The sequence below is a fragment of the Serratia sp. FS14 genome, from assembly GCF_000695995.1.
Taxonomy (GTDB): Bacteria; Pseudomonadota; Gammaproteobacteria; order Enterobacterales; family Enterobacteriaceae; genus Serratia; species Serratia nematodiphila.
Genome location: NZ_CP005927.1, coordinates 2,310,715 through 2,326,859, shown reverse-complemented (window position 1 = coordinate 2,326,859; position 16,145 = coordinate 2,310,715). Strand labels below are relative to the sequence as shown.

Below are 16,145 nucleotides of genomic sequence, written 5' to 3'. Positions count from 1 at the left end.
CGAATGCCATCAGTCAAAAGGGCAGCCCCTGGGCTGCCCTTTTCGTTACTTCTGCTCTGCCGGTTCGTCCGGCGCGTCGAGCACCTCTTCTTCCTTGCGGAACAGGCTGATGACCTTGAACAGCAGGCTCAAGCCAATGCCGACGATGGTCGCCAGCGCCATGCCTTTCAGCTCCGCCGCGCCGATGTGCACCTTGGCGCCGCTCACGCCGATAATCAGGATCACCGAGGTTAAAATCAGGTTTTGCGCTTTGTTGTAATCCACTTTGGACTCGATCAACACGCGAATGCCCGAGGCGCCGATCACGCCGTACAGCAGCAGGGAAACGCCGCCCATCACCGGCACCGGCACCGCCTGGATCGCCGCCGCCAGCTTGCCGATGCAGGACAACAGGATCGCCAGCACCGCCGCGCCGCCGATCACCCAGGTGCTGTAGACCTTGGTGATGGCCATCACGCCGATGTTCTCGCCGTAGGTGGTGTTCGGCGTGGAGCCGAAGAAGCCGGAGAATACCGTCGAGATGCCGTTGGCGAACATCGAGCGGTGCAGGCCCGGATCGCGGATCAGGTCTTTTTTCACGATGTTGGCGGTCACCACCAGGTGGCCGACGTGCTCGGCGATCACCACCAGCGCCGCCGGCAGAATGGTGAAGATGGCGAACCACTCAAAGCGCGGGGTGTAAAAAGTCGGCAGCGCGAACCAGTGCGCCTCGCGGATCGGGGTCAAATCCACCACGCCCATGAAGAACGACAGCGCATAGCCCACCAGCACGCCGATCAGGATCGGGATAATCGCCAGGAAGCCGCGGAACAGCACTGAACCGAGCACCGTGACCGCCAGCGTCACCAGCGAAATGGTGATGGTGGTCGAGTCGGCGCTGGCGCCTTCCGCCGGCAGCAGCCCCGCCATATTGGCCGCCACGCCCGCCAACTCCAGGCCAATGACGGCGACGATCGCCCCCATCGCCGCCGGCGGGAACATCACGTCCAGCCAGCCGGTGCCGGCCTTTTTCACGATCAGCGCCACCAGACAGAAGAGTACGCCGCACATGATGAAACCGCCCAACGCCACTTCATAACCGAGCGGCAACAGCAATAGCACCGGCGAGATAAACGCGAAGCTGGAACCGAGGTAGGCCGGGATCTTGCCTTTACAGATGAACAGATACAGCAGCGTGCCAATGCCGTTGAACAACAGCACGGTCGCCGGGTTGATCTTGAACAGGATAGGCACCAGCACGGTGGCGCCGAACATGGCGAACAGGTGCTGGAAGCTGAGCGGAATGGTCTGGAGCAGCGGCGGGCGCTCGCTGACGCCGATGGCGCGACGGGTCATGTGTGTTTTTCCTCGGTTTATTGGTTTTATAGGTTTTAGTCAAAAAAAGCCGACTCATTAAGTCGGCTCAAATGTTTACTTGGTACCAAATATCTTGTCGCCCGCATCGCCCAGGCCAGGCACGATGTAGCCCTTGTCGTTCAGACACTGATCGATGGAGGCGGTGTACAGTTCAACGTCCGGGTGCGCTTTCTCCAGCGCGGCGATGCCTTCCGGCGCGGCGACCAGAACCAGCACCTTGATGCTGTGACAGCCGGCTTTCTTCAGCAGATCGATAGTGGCGATCATCGAACCGCCGGTGGCCAGCATCGGGTCGACGACCAGCGCCATGCGCTCTTCGATGTTGGAAACCAGCTTCTGGAAATACGGCACCGGCTCCAGGGTTTCTTCGTCGCGGTATACGCCCACCACGCTGATGCGCGCGCTCGGCACGTGCTCCAGCACCCCTTCCATCATGCCCAGACCGGCACGCAGGATTGGTACTACGGTAATCTTTTTCCCTTTGATCTGGTCCACTTCAACTGGCCCGCACCAGCCTTCGATGGTGACTTTTTCCGTCTCCAGATCGGCGGTCGCTTCATAGGTCAGTAAACTACCCACTTCTGAGGCCAGCTCACGGAAGCGTTTGGTGCTGATGTCATTTTCGCGCATCAGGCCAAGCTTGTGTTTTACCAGCGGGTGTTTCACCTCAACGATCTTCATCATTTTTCTCCTATTAAGGTGGTTGCGGCCAAAAAAATCGCGGGATTATACCTCCTTTTTTTCGCCGCGCCACCCACAATAGCCCGATCGGGATCAACAAAAGTTTGAATATCAGTATAGATGACGAAAAAGCGGAGCCGGTTCACAAGCCGCTCGCAAACGTTTGCCTGCGCTGTTAGAATTGCCGCGCCTTATTCCGGAATCAACATCGGAAGCACAGTTTTCAAACCGCAAACCGTCGTGGGGAATCGCGCAGTGACCGACAAAACCTCTCTCAGCTATAAAGACGCAGGTGTCGATATCGATGCAGGCAACGCATTGGTAGATCGCATCAAAGGTGTAGTTAAACAGACCCGTCGCCCGGAAGTGATGGGCGGTCTGGGCGGGTTTGGCGCCCTGTGTGCGTTGCCGCAGAAATACCGCGAGCCGGTGCTGGTTTCCGGTACCGACGGCGTGGGCACCAAGCTGCGTCTGGCGATGGATCTGAAACGCCACGACACCATCGGCATCGATTTGGTGGCGATGTGCGTCAACGATCTGGTGGTTCAGGGCGCCGAGCCGCTGTTCTTCCTCGACTACTACGCCACCGGCAAGCTGGATGTGGACACCGCGGCCAGCGTGATCACCGGCATCGCCGAAGGCTGCAAGCAGTCCGGCTGTGCGTTGGTGGGCGGCGAAACCGCTGAAATGCCGGGCATGTACCACGGCGAAGACTACGACGTGGCCGGTTTCTGCGTCGGCGTAGTCGAAAAATCCGAGATCATCGACGGTAGCAAAGTGCAGTCAGGCGATGCGCTGATCGCCCTGGGCGCTTCCGGCCCGCACTCCAACGGCTACTCGCTGGTGCGCAAGATCCTGGAAGTGAGCAGCACCGACCCGACAGCCACCCAGCTGGAAGGCAAGTCGCTGGCCGACCACCTGCTGGCGCCGACCAAAATTTACGTGAAGTCCGTGCTGGAGCTGATCGAGAAGGTTGACGTCCACGCCATCGCTCACCTCACCGGCGGCGGCTTCTGGGAAAATATTCCACGCGTGCTGCCGGAAGGCATGCAGGCGGTGATCGACGAAGCCAGCTGGCAGTGGCCGGCGGTGTTCACCTGGCTGCAGCAGGCCGGTAACGTCAGCCGTCATGAAATGTACCGCACCTTCAACTGCGGCGTAGGCATGGTCATCGCCCTGCCGAAAGCCGAAGTGGAAGCGGCCATCGCGCTGCTGACCGCGGCAGGTGAAAAAGCGTGGAAAATCGGTAAACTGACTGCCTCTTCCGACGAACAACAAGTGGTCATCAACTGATGAAAAAGATCGTGGTGTTGGTCTCCGGCCAGGGGAGCAATCTCCAGGCCCTGATTGACGCCTGCCAGCAGGGCCGCATCGCCGCCGAGATCGTGGCGGTATTCAGCAACAAGGCGCAGGCTTACGGCCTGCAGCGCGCCGAAGCGGCGGGCATCGCCGCCCAGGCGCTGGATGCCAAGGCCTACGCCGATCGCACGGCGTTCGACGCCGCGTTGGCGGACGCCATCGACCAGTACCAGCCCGATCTGGTGGTGCTGGCCGGCTACATGCGCATCCTCAGCCCGCAGTTCGTGCAGCGTTATGCCGGCCGCATGCTGAACATTCACCCTTCCCTGCTGCCGAAATACCCGGGGCTGCATACACATCGTCAGGCCATCGACAACGGCGACAGCGAACACGGCACCTCGGTGCACTTCGTGACCGAACAGCTCGACGGCGGCCCGGTGATTTTACAGGCCAAGGTGCCGATTTTCCCCGGCGATGAAGAGGATGACGTGGTTGAACGGGTGCAAGCCCAGGAACACACGATCTATCCACTGGTGGTGAGCTGGTTCGTCGACGGCCGCCTGGCGATGCGCGACGGCGCCGCCTGGCTGGACGGCGAACGCCTGCCGGTGCAGGGCCACGCCGCCGACTGATGCGCGCAGCCTGAACCTTGCCTAAACGGCGCCCACGCGGCGCCGTTTTTTTCGCTGCCCGCCGCGATGGTTCCAAAAGGCTCGCTGCGCCGTGGCCAAACTGCCCGCTTTAGGGCCAACCCCGTCGTGAGCGCGTCCCAGTATGTCGCATCAATGCCCCGCCCGGAACCGAACGCATCACGGGCGCCAAGCCAACTGTGGTTCCGCGCGCAATAATCCTTGTCAAAAAATAAAACCATTATAATACTTTCCACCCTAAAAAATATTAGATGAAATTTTTCAAAAAAGAATATATTCATCCCTTATACATAGTTTTAAATTAAATAAATTAACGTCAACCCCATGATTATTGTGAACTTCGTTGCAATAACAGAAAAAACCCCTGTCAATTGTAATGATGTGTTGCCGTTCTATTACAAGTATGTAAGAGTGTGTCTAACACGATAACTTAACATTACGTACATAGGATTCCTTTCATATTCGCAAGCGCCAGTCATATATTACGCCTTCAAAGGCAAATAATTCAATATGAAAGAATTCAGTATCGCCGCTGCTTATTTTTATATAATTAGCGCGATATTAAAATTGATTTTTATTTTTCAGATAAATATTTAATGGGGAATATCCCATTGAGATGAATTCGTTTGAATATATTTCAACGATATGCAGCAGCTCGAATCATGTTATAGCTAACTCATCAATAAACTGATTAATAAGGATATTTATGCTTAATCATAGCTCTCTGACTCGTCAATCCCACCGTTTCGATATTGTTCTCGACTCGCCTTCCATGCCCTCTGACGGCATTGATTTATTAGTCGAAGAACTGCCTGAAACGCTGCACTTTGCCAGCGATTGCGCCTCAACCGGCAGCAGCGTCAGCACCGCCTCTACAGCGGGCTGCGGCTGCATTGCAACGGCGAGCTGCATCGGCACAATGGGCAGCATTACCAGTAGCGGCAGCTAAATCATTACCCACAACCGGTACAAGATACTGTGCCAGTTAGTTATCTGAAACTCTACTCACTGGCTTTAAACAATGAGCACGTACACTGACGCCACTTTAGATTTCGACAGCAGTCATAAGCCAACCCTGGATATATCTTGGGATCGCCAACGGCCGCTATTAGAGGTCGAGTCACTGAATAAGTTTTATGGTGACACGCAAGTTCTTCATGACATCTCGCTGCAAATCAAGCCGGGAGAAATCATTGGATTGGTCGGACCTAACGGTGCCGGCAAAACGACGCTCATGGAAACCTTGTACGGAGGACAGCCCTTTGAAGCCGGCTTGGTGCGTTTATTTGGCGAAGACGTTCGACAAGGGCTTAATCACATCATCAAGCAACAGTTAGGCGTCGTTCCGCAATCCTTTAGTTTGCCTTCGCTGCTGCGCGTTGAAGAGATCATTTCGCTCTATCAGGTACTTTATACGGATGCGTTGTCGGTTAAGCAGTTATTGGACATTGTGGCGCTAAAAGCGCAGCGTAAAATGCGTTTCTCGCGGCTTTCAGGGGGGCAAAAAAGACGTTTGGTGTTGGCGCTGGCATTGGCCGGCAAACCCAAGCTTCTTTTGCTGGATGAACCCACCAGCGATCTTGACCCGCAAAGCCGACGCTATATTTGGCGGCACATTATTGCGAATTCTCGTCAATCTGGCACGGGCGTATTGATCGCCACTCACCAAATGGATGAGGCGGAGAATTTATGCGACCGGGTGATGATCATCAACCACGGCCGGTTGCTGGAGAATGCCAGCCCACAACAGCTTATTGAGCGTTATTGTCCTGGGCATCATATCCGATTCTCAGTGCCGTTGACGTCGGTTGACGAGTTCCTCGCGCTCTTCCCTGAGGCGACGCAGGAAAGCGATGAACATGATCAAACCTTCCGCCGCCTACATATTCCCACCCAAGAATTGGCACAGGTGTTACCGCAAGTGATTGCGTTATCACAACGATTGGGTTGTGAACCCGAACAAATGCAGGTAAGCAAAAACACCCTCGAGGATGTGTTCATTCATCTGACAGGCGAAGCATTAAGGGATTAACATGAGCCATAGCTGGCAGATTTATCGGCGCTTCTTCGGCGCCAACACCAAAGAATATTTACGCGATCCGCTATCAACCTTATTTTCTCTTGTATTGCCGTTATTTTTCATCTTTACCTTTGGCATAACGGCAAAAATTATTAATGGCAATCATCAACCGTTCTCCATGCAGGTGAGCGTTGTCGGAGACACGCCGGAAACAGAGGCTCTCTGGCTTAAATTGAACAATTATCCTGGCCTGGTCGTCCAGCGCCAGCTTCGAAGCGATCCGGAAGCGCTGGTGCGCGCGAATGAAGTGAACGCGGCGGTGAGTTGGGATGCAGTACAACAGCGCCCTGCGATCACCACGACGGAATCCATGAGCTCCGTCGCTCAACTGGTTTCCGCCGCACTCAATCAGCAACCGGCCGACGCCCAGCAGCCGATACGCTTCATTACGCTGAAAACTGAGCGTTTCAACTATTTTAGTTTTATCTTCCCGTCCTTGCTGACGCTGGCCCTGTTGCAAGTCGCCTTATTTGGCACGGCGACGCCGCTGATCGCCGCGCGAGAAAAAGGCACTTACCGCTATTACGGCGTCATTCCGTTGCCGCGCTGGATTCTGCTCGCATCACAGGTCAGCGTCCGCCTGATGATATCACTGGTTCAGATCGCCCTGTTAATGCTCATTAGCAGTCTGGTCTTTGGCTTTACCCTTGAGCATCCCCTGCTGTTTATCGTGCTGCTCGTCGCCGGCGCACTGTTGCTGGTAAGCTTTGGGTATGCGCTGGCCGGCTTATTCCGCACGAATACCGTCGCGACAATCGCCCTGACCTTACTCAACTTTTGGTGCATGTGTTTCGGGCAATTGTTCCTCGATCTGAGCGCATTCCCGCCACTCAAATGGTTAATTTTGACGACGCCGGTCGGTTTTGTCTCCGATGCACTGCGATACGCCATGAATGGCAGCGAAGGCGTATTCCCCTTCTTCATTAACTGTATCGGCATGGCGATATGGGGTGTGATCACGCTGTTTGTCGGCGTTAAGTGGTTCCTTTTCCAGCCAAAACAATCTTAAAAAAACAGGTACGCAAAGATGAAAAACAGATCGGCATCTTGGCATTTTTACAAGCTGTATATCGGTAGCCATCATGATGGAATGGACTTTCTGATCACCCAGGGATTGACCCAAGCACTGGCGTACGCTCCTGATTCTCCTTGGTTCTTCTTACGTTATATCGATGAAAAAGGATTACATTTACGCGTTCGTTTTCTGCTGCAGGAAAAGGACAGCCAGCGCTTGGAAACCGCCATTTACGCTGCGCTGCATGATGCGCTGAATAGCCTGCCGTTGCGCCCGGCCAACCTGTGGACGCCATTGGTCAGCTTCCGCGGCAACACGCCGTTTCCCACGCATGAACTCCCGGTCCATTGCGAACGCGCGGAATATGAGCCGGAAACGGACGTCTACGGGGGCGAAACGGGCATTGGCATCGCCGAAGCGCTGTTTCACCAATCCAGTGACATTGCCCGTGCCATATTGCTGGCCGAGGCAGGCGGCGGCATGACGCGCAAAGAGTTTGCGTTGCCTCTGATGCTGGCCATGTTGGAAACGTTCATTCCTGTTGCCCGGCGTTCCGCCTTCCTTGAAAGCTTCTCGACTTTCTGGCTGGCGGGCTCTGCGGATATCGGAATGATCAAAAACAGCTTTACCGATCGCGCATGGGAACTGATTGATGAAAACTCGGTTCTTCTGTCGCCGCAGATACGGCAAGACGCGCAAAGCGCCGAACTGGTGGATCGCTGGCAGTCTGCGCTAGACCAGACCCGGCGTAACTATGAACGCCATTGCGAACGATACAGTGACGGCCTCGCGAAAAATCTGGCATTCCAATTCATGCACCTAATGAACAATCGCCTTGGCTTAAGCACGCTGGATGAAGCCTGGCTGGCCGTGTTGCTGAGCAAAAGCCTGGAAAGCGGAGTTATTCATGCATCATCATAACTTTGCCGTTTCCGCGTCCATGCGCCAGAAATATCCGTTCATGTCGCTGCTCTCGCCGCTGACGGGCGTTGTCGGCAGCGTCTACCCGTTGGAACCGCAGGAGATGCATATCCCCCGCTTTTCGTCGGTTCTGGCCAGCCTGGGCAATCTGTCAATGCCATATCCCCATATCATTGACAATAAAGGCAACGACCTGCAAAAAATCGCGCTTGCCGGCTGCGGCGCCGATGAACACGTCGATATGGCGATCGTCCGCGCTGTCGCCGAAGCGGCAGAGCGATACGCCACCTGCGTCTACCATCCTCGCGATGTTTCGGTCGCCAGCTTCCGCGAACTCGGGACTGACGGTTTGGCGGCCGACAGCCTGCCCCGTTGCAGCGAGGAGGAGCTCGCCGATCCGCTCTGCCCGGTCAAACCCATTGATGACGCCCAGCCGTTGCGCTGGGTGGAAGGTTACTCGTTGACGGACTCCCGCCCGCGCAAGATCCCGTTGATCATGTCGCATCTGTATGTGCGGCCCTGGGAAAGCGAGCGTTTCTGGTTGCCGATATCGACAGGCGTCGCGGCGCACACCGACCTCACCACCGCCACGGTAACCGCGATCAATGAAGTCATCGAACGCGATGCGATTGCCCTTACCTGGCTATTGCAAATGCCTTTAGCGCGCATCCGCTTCGATGAACCGGTACCGGATAGATTACAAGACAAGTTTTCACGCCTGGCGGCCAGTGGGCTGGAACAGCTGTTCTTCGATGCCACTACCGACATCGGCTGCCCGACAATCTACGGATTGCAGCTGCGCGACGGGCATCCGACCTCGGCCCAGTTCGTCAACTGCTCTACGGGGTTCGATCCCTGGGGCAGCTGCGGCAAGATTATTCGAGAAAGCGCCATGGGGCGTTCGGTACTCGAACATCAACTGCCGGTGCCGGACGATATACGCGATTTTATCGCTCTCGAACATGGCGCCATCTTCATGGGGCGAGCCGAACAGCGTTCCGCATTCGATTTTCTCACCGCCAGCGAGCGGCAGATGCCGATTAGCCGCCTGCAGGCCGGGCAACCGCAAACGCCGGCAGCACAGCTGAAAAAATTGGTGGCGCGTTTTCGTCAACTCAAGATGGACGTCGTGATAGCGGACATGACGACGGATGAACTGCGCGATGCCGGTTTACATGTGGTGCGCGCTGTCATCCCCGCCCTTTTGCCCATGACGGCATGCTATCGCGCCCGCTATCTCGGGCATCCGCGCCTACGGGAACAGCAGCAACGGTTGAGTGAACAATTAGGCAAAGCCGCCACGATAAATCCGTGGCCGCAACCTTTTGCCTGAAGGAGAGTGGTAATGATTATCGTCAGTGACACCGCGTTCGGCAATGACGTGGCCGATTATATGCACTGCCAGGAAGGGATCTCTCAACTGACATTGGCAACCGCACTGAACTATTCCTGGGCCGACAGCAAGGCTTCGTTCGTCGGGATCGCGCTATCCGGCGGCGCGCCGCTTAAGCTTGAACAGCTCACCACGCAGCTGTTTCGCGCCGGGATCCCTCACGCTTGCACCGTGTTGAACGACCATATGCTGTTTTGCGGCCCCCTAGTCATCCCAGGCCGAACCGCCTGTTATGCCTGTGCGGCGAAGCGCCTGCTCAGCCTCGCCGAAACGCCGCGTACGGCAATGATGGATTTGAACCTGCAGCGATATCATGAACAGCAGCCGCAGAACGCATTGCGCGGATATACGCCGGCGCTGGTGCTGATGGCTGGATTACGGTTAAAGCAGTATGCGCAGCTCCCCGAAGACCAATTCGGCAAACTGACCGCCGTGAGCTTTGGCAGCAATCGCACCGCGAGCAGTTCCGTGGTGGCGTTACACGGCTGCAGCTGCCGTGAAAACCGGCATATTTCGCAGGCTCAGGGCACGGCCTTGTTGGCCGAACACCTGGAAGGAGCCTTACGCTAATGAAAGCCACTCATATGTCGACCGTCTTGTCGGGCGCACAGTTTAGCCACCATAACGATCTTTACGCTTTGCTGCCCAAGCGCCCCAAATTAATTCCGGAACTGATTTTCATTCCTGAAAGCGATACCCGCGTAGCCGTGTATGGCGCCTATCAGCCGCGCATCCTGACCTGCGTTCAGGGGATAAACACGCTGGCGGTCTTCCTCGAGCGCCTCGATGGCGTCAACGTGCTGGAAAGCGTGCTGACCGACGACGCGACCATGAGCCGCGAGAATGCCCTGGGCATGCTGTCCTTACTGTTTCGCTATGGCTTCCTTGAAGAAGGTGAAGGCCTGGATGACGGCGCCCCAAGCCATTTGGCAAGCTATTGCGGCCGCTTTGTCGACAATACCCGCCTGCACGCCAACCGCACTGCGGCGCTGCAGTCCGCCCGCCGCCGCAGGCTCGCCCTGGTTTGCCCGGAATATGTGTCATCGCTACTGCAACACGCGTTGGCGCCTATGGCCGCCAGCATTGACGTTCTGACCGAGCGCCCAACCTCCAGCGCCCTCCCCTGGGATGATGCACTGATCATTTTTGACGGCAGCGAGTCCGACGCTTTCCGCCAGGCATGCGCCGATGGGTTGCACCAGGCCGGCGTGCGTTATCTGAGCTGCATTATTGGCGCGGATCGCACGCTGGTGGGCCCTTATACCCTCCCGAACATCAGCGCCAGTTATCAATGCGCGCGCACGCAATGTGAGCAGCCATCGCCCGCCAACGATCGGCAAGAGGTGGCGTTCCGCGCCGTCTATGCCGCCCATGAGCTGGGGCAAATTCTGCTCGGGCTGTCCTCTGAAAGCTACCTCAACAAGGTCGTTTCCCATAGCCATCGGGGCGAAGGGGAGTACACCTTAGCCTATAAGGTCGCCCGCATTCCCGGTACCGCGCTAAGCGGTTTAGGCCATGCCGCCTATCTGCCGCCGGGGGAAGAGGCATTTACTGCCTGGCAGCACCATATCGGCACACGCTTGCCGCCGCAGGGCTTGTTGCCACCGCGTTCGCATCAGATGCACTTCACGCTGGATAACCTCAACCGCCACGCCTCAAGGCCGGTCAGGCTGCATGGGCAGCAGCATATCAACCTGCCCGACAGCGCATTGGCGGAGCGCTGTCCGCCGCCCTGGCGAATGTCGGCAATGCCGTCACAACCGTTGACGCTGGCCAATTTGGGCTGGTTGCTGCGCCACGCCACGGGTTATCAAAAAGGTGAAGACGGCACATTACGCCGCATCGCGCCCAGCGGTGGGCAACTGCTCTCGTGCGATATGTTTGTGGTCGTCCGCCGGCCGCTGCCGGAGATACCTTGCGGGGTCTGGTTCTATCTCGGTGAAAAGCACCAGCTCGTCAGGATTGACGGCATTGACTGCCAGCAATTGGAACACTTGCTCCAGCATCCCGAAGAGCCGATTTCACTCATTATCAGCGGCAACCTGAACCGCGTGCGCGGCAAATATAACGACTTCAGCTATAACATCGTTAACCTTGACGCCGGAGTGGTTAATCAATATTGCGCGCTTTCCGCGCGCGCGGCGGGCTGGACGCTGAGAGAAGATCATGGCGTCGACCTGCAATGGTTGGCGTCATTGCTCTTCTTCACGCAACAGGATAACCCCCATATCCTCTGCCAGGTCTTGCATGTGCAAGCGCCCCCGTCACAGGGTGAGCCGTGCCCTGCTCCACTTTATGAAACGGCGAGCAGCCTGGTCGCCGTTAGCCACCGCCCACGGCCGGCCGCCGCGCCAGCGTCGCCCGCGCCCGCTGCTCTCTCATCACTGGCGACTGTGCACCGCGATGAGCCGCTCTCCGCGTTGCTGGAGCGCCGCAGGGCGACGTATGACTATGCCGATAGCCCGTTCCCGGAAACCTGGCTGAATACCCTGATCGCCGTCGCGCATGCCGGTCTTGAACAAAGCCGCCTGCGCGGGATGCCGGCGTTGCCAATGGAACCCTGGATATTGCTGCCGGAAGCCAGCGGCGAACTTGCCGCGGGCATTTATCAGTGCAGTCAGGCAGATCGCCGTTACTGGCGGAAACGGGATAGCGGGTTTGGCCGCGCACATTTGGCTGATTGCATCAATCAATTAGCGTTCCATAAAGCCGGCGCGTTGCTGATGTGGGTTGCCGATCTTGAAAAGACCCTGCATGACCATGGCGCGGCGGGATACCGCATGCAGCTGCAAAACGCCGCGGCAAGCGCGATGCAGTGCTGGTTGGCGGCGCTGGACTGCGGCTTGACCGGAACGCTGGCGGGAGGCGTGATCGAAGAAGGGCTCATTCGCCACGCGGGCGCCGACGGCTATCGCGAGGCGCCGCTGTTCTGTCTAGTGCTGGCGTCCCCTCCGCCGGCAGAGGGTGTTTAACATGCCGCCTGCATCCCCCCTGTTGCGTTTAAACGAGGATGTGAAACTGATCTCTCCGCAGGCGAATGTGGCGCTGTTGCTGCAAGAAAACAGTAATGCGCCGTTAAAGCTGAGTGGGTTTTCTGCCCGGCTTGCCCAACAGTTGCAAGGGGGTAGCTCCATGGCGGCCCTCCTGGCGGAGCTGGCAGAACACCACCCGAACGCAACGCCCGAACAGTGCCAACAGGCGCTGTCCGCGTTTCTGCTGCGGTTGAAACAGGCGAATATGATCGTTGATGGCGCGCAAAAGCCGCCTGCGGCGGCGAAAGTGGCCGGGCGATATCAGCTGCCTAACCCCGATCGCGCCGCACATAAAATCGCCACCGTGCTGCGGGTTGTCCCGCGCGGGTTAGGTTACGGCATGCTGAGCCTCGCGATTGCCGCTGCCTTGTGGCGTTTCATCGCGTGTTTGCCAGGGCTAAACGCCTGGCTGCTGCAGGGCGAATGGGCCAGCGTCCAGCTGATGGTGATGCTTGTCGGCATACCGTTATGGCTGTTTTTGCATGAAATGGCGCATGCCGTCGTTTGCCGTCTTTACGGCTGCCCGGTTCTGGGGGCAGGTCTGCAATTTCGCGGCTGGTGGCTGCCCTCCGTGTTTGTCAACACCAGCGCCATCGCGCTATTCCCACTGCGCGGCATGAAGGCCTGGGTGGCGATGGCAGGGCCATTGATGGATCTCTTGTGTCTGGGAGCGCTCGCGGCGCTGAGTGAAAGCGCCGCCGCCACCGCGATACGGCCGTTACTGCTGTTGATATTGTTCGGCCTGCTTTTCAATCTCACCCCTTTTCGACTTTCGGATGCCACGCGGGCATTTCGCGCCTTTGCCCAACCCGGCGCCAATAAGAAAACCCGCGAGTGGTCTGCCCGAGGCCGCCGCCTATTCCGCAGTTATTGCCTGCTTTACAGCCTCTGCATGGCGGCGGCGATGGGTTGGTTAAGCTTCGTGAGTTGGCAGAAGGTGAATAACTGGTTGGCATCTGGAGTATTATCATGACGTTACCCGCGCAGCCTTTGTTGCTCGTCGCCCCTTTTATCATGCTGCGCACCGCAGGCTTGCCGGCGCACTATGTCAGCCAACTTCCGGATGATTTATCCGCGATTATCCGGCAACACCACTTGCAGGAGCCGGCCTGGCGGCAACTCGGGCAGGCGCTTATCGCCAGGCTGCATGCGAATATCGCATTACCCTCGGCGGACAGCGTTCGCCAGGATATGATTCGCTGTCGCCGCCATATCTTCAACGATCGCTATTTCAACCTGTCTGCCGAAGTGCGCGCCTGGTTGGCGCATTACGACTCAGCCGCTCTGGAGCAACTGACCGAATGGTTGGCGATAGCGGATGAACGCCGGCAGTTGGCGGCAACCTTTAACCAGCGCTGGCAGCGTGTCAACGAACAGACGCAGGCCTTGTTGCTCAAAGCCGCCAACGAACCGGCTCTGCGCCGGGCGCTCTGCCTTGCCTCCCCGCAGTTGCTTTGCGATCTGGAACAAAATTGGCAGAGTTGGCCGGCCAAACGGCGCCGGCGCGTAGAGCGCTCCTTGTTTGCCTACATGATTCGAGCGGCGGGCAAAGTCAGCCCATTCAGCACCTTTTCCTCTTTTAGCCTGGTCCCGTTTGAAAGCTCGGCCGGCGAAGCCACTCTGCAAACCGGTGAAGGCAAGGTGACCTCGACCGTACACCTCAACCGCTCCATCGCATTAGCCTTGCGCGACGCGCTGTATACGCAGCTCTGGTTGGCGAAACATGATCTGCCGCTGTGCCGTAACCCCTCCTTGCAACGCATTTCCGCCAGCCAGATGCGCGGCCATTTCTATCGCTATGAGAAACGCCACGGTTTGTTATGGAACGAAGAGCAGCAATTTGTCCTGGGCCTGGAGGCGGCGGAAATCGACGCCGTTCTGAGCGCCAGCCACCAGCAAAGCTGGAGCGCGTGGCGAGCGCATTTCGAACTGGCCGGGATGGCCCCGCCCGAAGCGGAAAGACTGCTGAGAAAGCTGGTGCGCAAGGACGTCTTGCGCCCGACATTACAGTGGGGAACGCATCATCCTGCCCCTCTGGCCGATGTTTTGGCGCTGATGCCGGCGGAGCTCTCCAGCGACGCTCTGCGCAACCTGCCCGAACTGCCCGAACGCTTTGGTGCGGCAGAAAACGCGGAGCGCGTTGCGCTGCTTGAGCAGGCTCAACAGACGATTCAACAGAGCTGGGAGCGGCTGACCCGCCATCAGATGCCCGAAATTCGCAATATTTTATATGAAGACGCCTGGCGGGAAGGGATCAGGATGACATTGCCTGACGCTTTCATTCCCAATGTACTTGCCCGCGTAGCGAAAGCGGTGGCCAAACGCGCCACGTTGTCGCAGGAGTACCTCTGGCTGCTGCAGAACTTTATCGACAAATACGGCGCAGGTGGCCACTGCACCGATGTCTCATTGTTTTTGCAGCAGAGCTGGCAGGGATTTATTCAATTCACCCAACAACGTATCTCGCAGTCCGCCGCCACAACGGCCCGCTGGCGGCAGCACAATATCAACCCCGCCGCCCTGAAGCTGCCGGTAACGCTCTTCCTGCAATTGGATGCCCGTCATGTGGGGCAGCTAGCGCATCCCCGGGGCAAAGTGGTCATCAACAATGCGTATTCGCGTATCGGCTGGCAGTTGGCGCGCACCACGTTGACCAACGACAGCCAGGCCGACGACAGGCGCCATCAGCTGCAAAACTGGCTGCGCCAGTTCGCCGCGCCGGCGCTGCCATTAACCTTCAGCGTCAGCGGCGAGTCCAGCAATCTTCAGGCTCAGGCCCGCCTGGCGGCTCATCATCTGTGCCTGGATGAGCCGCCTCAGGTTGCCGGCGACCTGACGCTCGACCGGCTCCAACTGCATCATGATACGCAGAGCGGCCTGCTGAAGCTGACGGACAACCAGGGACAAGCGTTCCAATTATGTTACCTCGGCGCGGCGACGCCGATGGTGGCCTGGGGAACCAAATACCTGCTTACCGTACTGGCCGAACCGGTGCAGATTGGCCGCCCCGCCTACAAGCGATTGATGGCCAATGAGCTGGATCATGACTTCCGCCATGCCCCGCGCATGGAGGAGGAAGACTGTGTCCTGATCCGTGAAACCTGGTGGGTCCGCTCTTCCCGCATTTTCCAGGAGCTGTCCGGGCATCAGGCGGCGGAGCATCCGGCGCGCCTGTTGGCATTGTTACTGAAGAACGGCATTCCGACGGACAGCTATGTGAACGGGCAATTCAACGATCATCTTAGCTGGCAGTCATTTAACAACGACAAGATTCGCAAGCCGATGTGGTGCAGGCTGGGCAATTCACATTGCCTTGACCAATTGCTGCTACTGGCGCGAAAAGTTGACTGGTTAGTCTTCCGAGAGGCTCTCCCGTCACCGGAAAACAGTTGGATGGAAGTGAAGAATGAAACCTATCTCACTGAAATACACACTGAGATGGTCATCCCTGGCGATTACCTCGACGCCTCTCTTATGTCCCCTCTGAAGGAGAAATCCCATGCATAAAGTATCAGGCTTGCTGCTTATTATCGGCCTCGTCATGTTCGCTGTCGCCCTGGCCCTCAATATCTACAGTAGCTACACGGCGAGCAACGCCAACGGTGCGTCATTGTTCTCCACCAACTGGTGGGCGCGCTGGTTCCCGCTTTACGCTTCGGGAGCCGCTCTGCTCTTCATTGGTGTGATCTTGCGCCTGACAGTAGGGGATCGTTAAGCA

14 protein-coding genes are annotated in these 16,145 nt (G+C 57.5%); 12 read left to right on the top strand and 2 right to left on the bottom strand.

Translation table 11 applies throughout. The features are described from left to right. Nucleotides 1–45: 45 nt before the first annotated feature. Both uraA and upp read right to left on the bottom strand, forming a co-directional pair. Nucleotides 46–1,335 carry a uracil permease gene (gene uraA, locus L085_RS10480; protein WP_004941645.1) on the bottom strand — a complete coding sequence of 430 codons (1,290 nt, stop codon included), beginning with the start codon at nt 1,333–1,335 and terminating at the stop codon, nt 46–48. 75 nt (nt 1,336–1,410) lie between these two features. Continuing rightward, nucleotides 1,411–2,037, bottom strand: coding sequence for a uracil phosphoribosyltransferase (gene upp, locus L085_RS10475; RefSeq protein ID WP_004941642.1), 627 nt, complete (start codon nt 2,035–2,037; stop codon nt 1,411–1,413). Between the two features lie 255 nt (nt 2,038–2,292). On the opposite strand from upp, the gene purM reads away from it, so the two are divergent. From purM to L085_RS10420, 12 genes are all read left to right on the top strand, one after another. Continuing rightward, nucleotides 2,293–3,330 (top strand): phosphoribosylformylglycinamidine cyclo-ligase, encoded by a 1,038-nt coding sequence (gene purM, locus L085_RS10470; protein ID WP_044030702.1) that lies wholly within the window; start codon nt 2,293–2,295, stop codon nt 3,328–3,330. Further along, the gene (gene purN / locus L085_RS10465; RefSeq protein ID WP_044030701.1) at nt 3,330–3,968 is read left to right on the top strand and encodes a phosphoribosylglycinamide formyltransferase; all 639 of its coding nucleotides are present in this window, start codon (nt 3,330–3,332) and stop codon (nt 3,966–3,968) included. Before purM ends, purN begins: the two co-directional genes overlap by 1 nt. A gap of 724 nt (nt 3,969–4,692) precedes the next feature. Beyond that, the gene (locus L085_RS25300) at nt 4,693–4,935 is read left to right on the top strand and encodes a hypothetical protein (protein ID WP_144240684.1); all 243 of its coding nucleotides are present in this window, start codon (nt 4,693–4,695) and stop codon (nt 4,933–4,935) included. Between the two features lie 72 nt (nt 4,936–5,007). Next, a complete protein-coding gene (locus L085_RS10460) occupies nt 5,008–6,018 on the top strand; it encodes an ABC transporter ATP-binding protein (RefSeq protein WP_049870660.1) in 1,011 nt (336 codons plus the stop codon). 1 nt (nt 6,019) lies between these two features. Then, entirely contained in the window at nt 6,020–7,075 is a 1,056-nt protein-coding gene (locus L085_RS10455) for an ABC transporter permease (RefSeq protein ID WP_044030700.1), read from the top strand. An 18-nt stretch (nt 7,076–7,093) separates the two neighbouring features. Further along, complete coding sequence (locus L085_RS10450) at nt 7,094–8,002, top strand: thiopeptide-type bacteriocin biosynthesis protein (RefSeq protein ID WP_071841623.1); 909 nt, start codon at nt 7,094–7,096, stop codon at nt 8,000–8,002. After that, nucleotides 7,989–9,335 (top strand): YcaO-like family protein, encoded by a 1,347-nt coding sequence (locus L085_RS10445; protein ID WP_049870659.1) that lies wholly within the window; start codon nt 7,989–7,991, stop codon nt 9,333–9,335. Before L085_RS10450 ends, L085_RS10445 begins: the two co-directional genes overlap by 14 nt. Before the next feature lie 12 nt (nt 9,336–9,347). Beyond that, the gene (locus L085_RS10440; protein ID WP_021504405.1) at nt 9,348–9,965 is read left to right on the top strand and encodes a hypothetical protein; all 618 of its coding nucleotides are present in this window, start codon (nt 9,348–9,350) and stop codon (nt 9,963–9,965) included. Next, complete coding sequence (locus L085_RS10435; RefSeq protein WP_044030699.1) at nt 9,965–12,367, top strand: nitroreductase family protein; 2,403 nt, start codon at nt 9,965–9,967, stop codon at nt 12,365–12,367. The genes L085_RS10440 and L085_RS10435 overlap by 1 nt, the downstream gene beginning before the upstream one ends. A gap of 1 nt (nt 12,368) precedes the next feature. Continuing rightward, nucleotides 12,369–13,400, top strand: coding sequence for a PqqD family peptide modification chaperone (locus L085_RS10430; RefSeq protein WP_044030698.1), 1,032 nt, complete (start codon nt 12,369–12,371; stop codon nt 13,398–13,400). Further along, complete coding sequence (locus L085_RS10425) at nt 13,397–15,934, top strand: lantibiotic dehydratase (protein WP_044030697.1); 2,538 nt, start codon at nt 13,397–13,399, stop codon at nt 15,932–15,934. Before L085_RS10430 ends, L085_RS10425 begins: the two co-directional genes overlap by 4 nt. Beyond that, entirely contained in the window at nt 15,927–16,142 is a 216-nt protein-coding gene (locus tag L085_RS10420; RefSeq protein ID WP_033644030.1) for a hypothetical protein, read from the top strand. Before L085_RS10425 ends, L085_RS10420 begins: the two co-directional genes overlap by 8 nt. Nucleotides 16,143–16,145: the final 3 nt, after the last annotated feature.

What these genes read in the sequence shown, in the direction of transcription:
- L085_RS10430 (WP_044030698.1), top strand. Translation starts at nt 12,369, where the DNA reads ATGCCGCCTGCATCCCCCCTGTTGCGTTTAAACGAGGATGTGAAACTG.
- purN (WP_044030701.1), top strand. Translation starts at nt 3,330, where the DNA reads ATGAAAAAGATCGTGGTGTTGGTCTCCGGCCAGGGGAGCAATCTCCAG.
- L085_RS10420 (WP_033644030.1), top strand. Translation starts at nt 15,927, where the DNA reads ATGCATAAAGTATCAGGCTTGCTGCTTATTATCGGCCTCGTCATGTTC.
- upp (WP_004941642.1), bottom strand. Translation starts at nt 2,037, where the DNA reads ATGAAGATCGTTGAGGTGAAACACCCGCTGGTAAAACACAAGCTTGGC.
- L085_RS10435 (WP_044030699.1), top strand. Translation starts at nt 9,965, where the DNA reads ATGAAAGCCACTCATATGTCGACCGTCTTGTCGGGCGCACAGTTTAGC.
- L085_RS10450 (WP_071841623.1), top strand. Translation starts at nt 7,094, where the DNA reads ATGAAAAACAGATCGGCATCTTGGCATTTTTACAAGCTGTATATCGGT.
- L085_RS10445 (WP_049870659.1), top strand. Translation starts at nt 7,989, where the DNA reads ATGCATCATCATAACTTTGCCGTTTCCGCGTCCATGCGCCAGAAATAT.
- L085_RS10425 (WP_044030697.1), top strand. Translation starts at nt 13,397, where the DNA reads ATGACGTTACCCGCGCAGCCTTTGTTGCTCGTCGCCCCTTTTATCATG.
- L085_RS10460 (WP_049870660.1), top strand. Translation starts at nt 5,008, where the DNA reads ATGAGCACGTACACTGACGCCACTTTAGATTTCGACAGCAGTCATAAG.
- uraA (WP_004941645.1), bottom strand. Translation starts at nt 1,335, where the DNA reads ATGACCCGTCGCGCCATCGGCGTCAGCGAGCGCCCGCCGCTGCTCCAG.
- L085_RS10455 (WP_044030700.1), top strand. Translation starts at nt 6,020, where the DNA reads ATGAGCCATAGCTGGCAGATTTATCGGCGCTTCTTCGGCGCCAACACC.
- L085_RS10440 (WP_021504405.1), top strand. Translation starts at nt 9,348, where the DNA reads ATGATTATCGTCAGTGACACCGCGTTCGGCAATGACGTGGCCGATTAT.
- L085_RS25300 (WP_144240684.1), top strand. Translation starts at nt 4,693, where the DNA reads ATGCTTAATCATAGCTCTCTGACTCGTCAATCCCACCGTTTCGATATT.